We start from the raw sequence: 3,755 nt of genomic DNA on the forward strand, positions 1-3,755 counted from the left end.
GTTTCAGCTATTTCAGGGCATATATGTCTAGATACAAAAAAGGTCGCTTACGCGACCTTTTTCAAAAACGTTAGAAGTTAATATTACTTCTTAGCGTTACGTTCTTTAACTTCAGCGATAACCGTTTCAGCTACGTTAGCTGGACACTGGTTGTAGTGGCTGAATTCCATAGAGAATTGACCACGACCTGAAGTCATTGTACGTAGGTGTCCGATGTAACCAAACATTTCTGATAGTGGAACGTCTGCTTTAATGCGAACGCCAGTGTTACCAGCTTCTTGGTCTTTGATCATACCACGACGACGGTTAAGGTCACCGATTACGTCACCAACGTGATCTTCTGGAGTGAATACGTCAACCTTCATGATTGGCTCAATTAGTTGAGGACCAGCCTTAGGGATTGATTGACGGAATGCACCTTTCGCTGCGATTTCGAACGCTACTGCTGATGAATCAACTGCGTGGAAACCACCATCGTAAAGTTCAACTTCAACGTCTAGTACAGGGAAACCAGCTAGAACACCTTCGTCCATCATACCTTTGAAACCCTTCTCGATTGCTGGGAAGAATTCCTTAGGAACGTTACCACCAACAACTGTTGAAGAGAAAGTGAAACCTGAGTTAGGCTCGCCTGGCTTGATGCGGTAATCGATCTTACCGAATTGACCTGAACCACCAGATTGTTTCTTATGCGTGTAAGAATCTTCAATCTCTTGAGTGATTGTTTCACGGTATGCAACTTGTGGCTTACCAACAACTAAGTCAACACCGTAAGTACGCTTAAGGATATCTACTTTGATATCTAAGTGAAGCTCACCCATACCACGTAGGATGGTTTCGCCTGAATCTTCGTCAGTTTCAACTTTAAACGTTGGATCTTCAGCAACCATTTTACCGATAGCGATACCCATCTTCTCTGCACCACCTTTATCTTTAGGTGCAACAGCGATTGAGATTACCGGCTCAGGGAATACCATGGCTTCAAGAGTACAAGGTTCTTTAACGGCACATAATGTGTGACCAGTTTGAACGTTCTTCATACCAACGATTGCTAAGATATCGCCAGCTTGTGCAGATGTAAGTTCTGTACGATCTTCAGCTTGCATCTCTACCATACGGCCAATACGTTCTGTTTTACCCGTGAATGAGTTAAGAACAGTATCACCTTTGTTAAGAGTACCTGAGTATACACGTACGAAAGTAAGGGCACCGAAACGGTCATCCATAATTTTGAACGCTAGAGCACGGAACGGCTCATCTGCATCAACTATTGCGAATTTGCCAGTTGGTTCACCTTCTTCGTCAGTTAACGGTTGAGGTGGAACTTCAGTTGGTGAAGGTAGGTAATCAACAACAGCATCAAGAAGAAGTTGCATACCTTTGTTCTTGAACGCTGAACCACAGTACGTTGGGAAGAATATCAATTCGTTTGTACCTTTACGGATACACGCTTTGATTTGCTCTTCAGTCGGTGTCATTTCACCTTCAAGGTATTCCATCAACATGTCTTCGTCAGCTTCTAGAGCTGTCTCGATCATCTCTTCACGGTAAGCAGCAGCATCATCAACCATGTCAGCTGGGATGTCTTCTACTTTGTAGTTTTCTGGTTGTCCTGAGTCATCCCAAACATATGCTTTTTGAGATAATACGTCTACAACACCTACGAAATCATCTTCTTCACCAATTGGTAAAGTCATAACTAGTGGGCGTGCACCTAGTACGTCTTCTACTTGCTTTTTAACGCGGTAGAAGTTAGCACCTAGACGGTCTAGTTTGTTAACGAAAATCAAACGAGCAACTTTCGATTCGTTCGCGTAACGCCAGTTGGTTTCAGATTGCGGCTCTACACCACCTGAACCACAGAATACACCGATACCACCGTCAAGCACTTTAAGAGAACGATAAACTTCAACAGTGAAGTCAACGTGACCAGGGGTGTCGATTACGTTAAAGCGGTGTTTTTTCCACTCACAAGTAACAGCCGCTGACTGGATAGTAATACCACGCTCAGCTTCTTGTTCCATGAAGTCAGTAGTTGACTCACCATCATGTACTTCACCAATCTTGTGGATCATACCTGTAAGTTTAAGGATACGTTCAGTTGTTGTTGTCTTACCAGCATCAACGTGAGCGAAAATACCAATATTTCTGTATTTTGATAAATCAGCCATTACAATTCTCTATGTTAAAATTAACGTTTCGTAAAAATTTTTGCGCGGATTATACATCAGTTAAAGCAAACTAACACCAAAAAATGGTAAAAATTAATCAACTGAGTGGTAAAATAATGCAGTGTACAGAATATTTACATTTTTTTTCGCTTTTTTCCTCTCAGAAAAGCATAAAGTTTAGACAACTAGCCTTCAGTTTGCTAAATTGTGCCCCTGAAAATTCGCTCGCTGTGTTTTTGTACAAAAAAACATAGCAATTAGGCTAATAATTTTGCTGTTTTTGAGCGATAATTAATCAGTTAACTCGGGTTGCCGCCCGCTTGTTTATAACTTTTAAGGTATATAGAAAATGGCTAAAGAAAAATTTGAACGTTCGAAACCGCACGTTAACGTTGGTACTATCGGTCACGTTGACCACGGTAAAACAACTCTAACGGCTGCGATTTCTGCAGTTCTAACTAAAACTCACGGTGGTGAAGTACGTGATTTCGCTCAAATCGATAACGCTCCAGAAGAGCGTGAGCGTGGTATCACAATCAACACTTCTCACATTGAGTACGATACAGAGACTCGTCACTACGCACACGTAGACTGTCCTGGTCACGCCGATTACGTTAAAAACATGATCACAGGTGCGGCACAAATGGACGGCGCGATTCTAGTAGTTGCAGCGACAGATGGTCCAATGCCACAAACACGTGAGCACATCCTTCTTTCACGTCAGGTTGGTGTACCTTTCATCATCGTATTCATGAACAAATGTGACATGGTTGATGACGAAGAGCTACTTGAGCTAGTAGAGATGGAAGTTCGTGAACTTCTTTCAGAATATGACTTCCCAGGTGATGACCTACCAGTTATCCAAGGTTCAGCACTAGGTGCATTGAACGGCGAAGCTAATTGGGAAGCGAAAATACTAGAACTTGCAGAAGCACTAGATACTTACATTCCAGAGCCAGAGCGTGCGATTGACGGTGACTTCATTCTTCCAATCGAAGATGTATTCTCAATCCAAGGTCGTGGTACAGTTGTTACTGGTCGTGTTGAGCGCGGTATCATCAAAGTTGGTGAAGACGTAGAAATCGTTGGTATTAAAGAAACGACGACGACAACTTGTACTGGTGTAGAGATGTTCCGTAAGCTTCTAGACGAAGGTCGTGCTGGTGAGAACTGTGGTGTTCTTCTACGTGGTACTAAGCGTGATGAAGTTCAACGTGGTCAAGTACTTGCTAAGCCAGGTTCAATCACTCCTCACACTAAGTTCGAATCAGAAGTATACGTACTAACCAAAGATGAAGGTGGTCGTCACACGCCATTCTTTAAAGGTTACCGTCCACAGTTTTACTTCCGTACGACAGACATCACTGGTGCAGTAGAGCTTCCAGAAGGTGTAGAAATGGTAATGCCAGGCGACAACTTGAAGTTTGTTGTTGAGCTTATCAACCCAATCGCGATGGACGAAGGTTTACGCTTCGCTATCCGTGAAGGTGGCCGTACAGTAGGTGCTGGTGTTGTATCTAAAATCATCGACTAACAATTAATTGCTCCTGCATTAATTGTGTTTCCACCATCCGTGGTGGTCAT

The 3,755-nt window shown here is 42.8% G+C and carries 2 protein-coding genes; one reads left to right on the forward strand and one right to left on the reverse strand.

Translation table 11 applies throughout. The annotated features are described in order from the left end of the window. Positions 1-83 precede the first annotated feature (83 nt). Positions 84-2,171 (reverse strand): elongation factor G, encoded by a 2,088-nt coding sequence (fusA, locus tag HII16_RS16605; protein ID WP_169131957.1) that lies wholly within the window; start codon positions 2,169-2,171, stop codon positions 84-86. Positions 2,172-2,520: 349 nt separating this feature from the next. On the opposite strand from fusA, the gene tuf reads away from it, so the two are divergent. Continuing rightward, positions 2,521-3,705 (forward strand): elongation factor Tu, encoded by a 1,185-nt coding sequence (gene tuf, locus HII16_RS16610; protein WP_169128582.1) that lies wholly within the window; start codon positions 2,521-2,523, stop codon positions 3,703-3,705. Positions 3,706-3,755 lie beyond the last annotated feature (50 nt).

The organism is Thalassotalea sp. Y01 (genome assembly GCF_012932945.1).
GTDB lineage: Bacteria > Pseudomonadota > Gammaproteobacteria > Enterobacterales > Alteromonadaceae > Thalassotalea_A.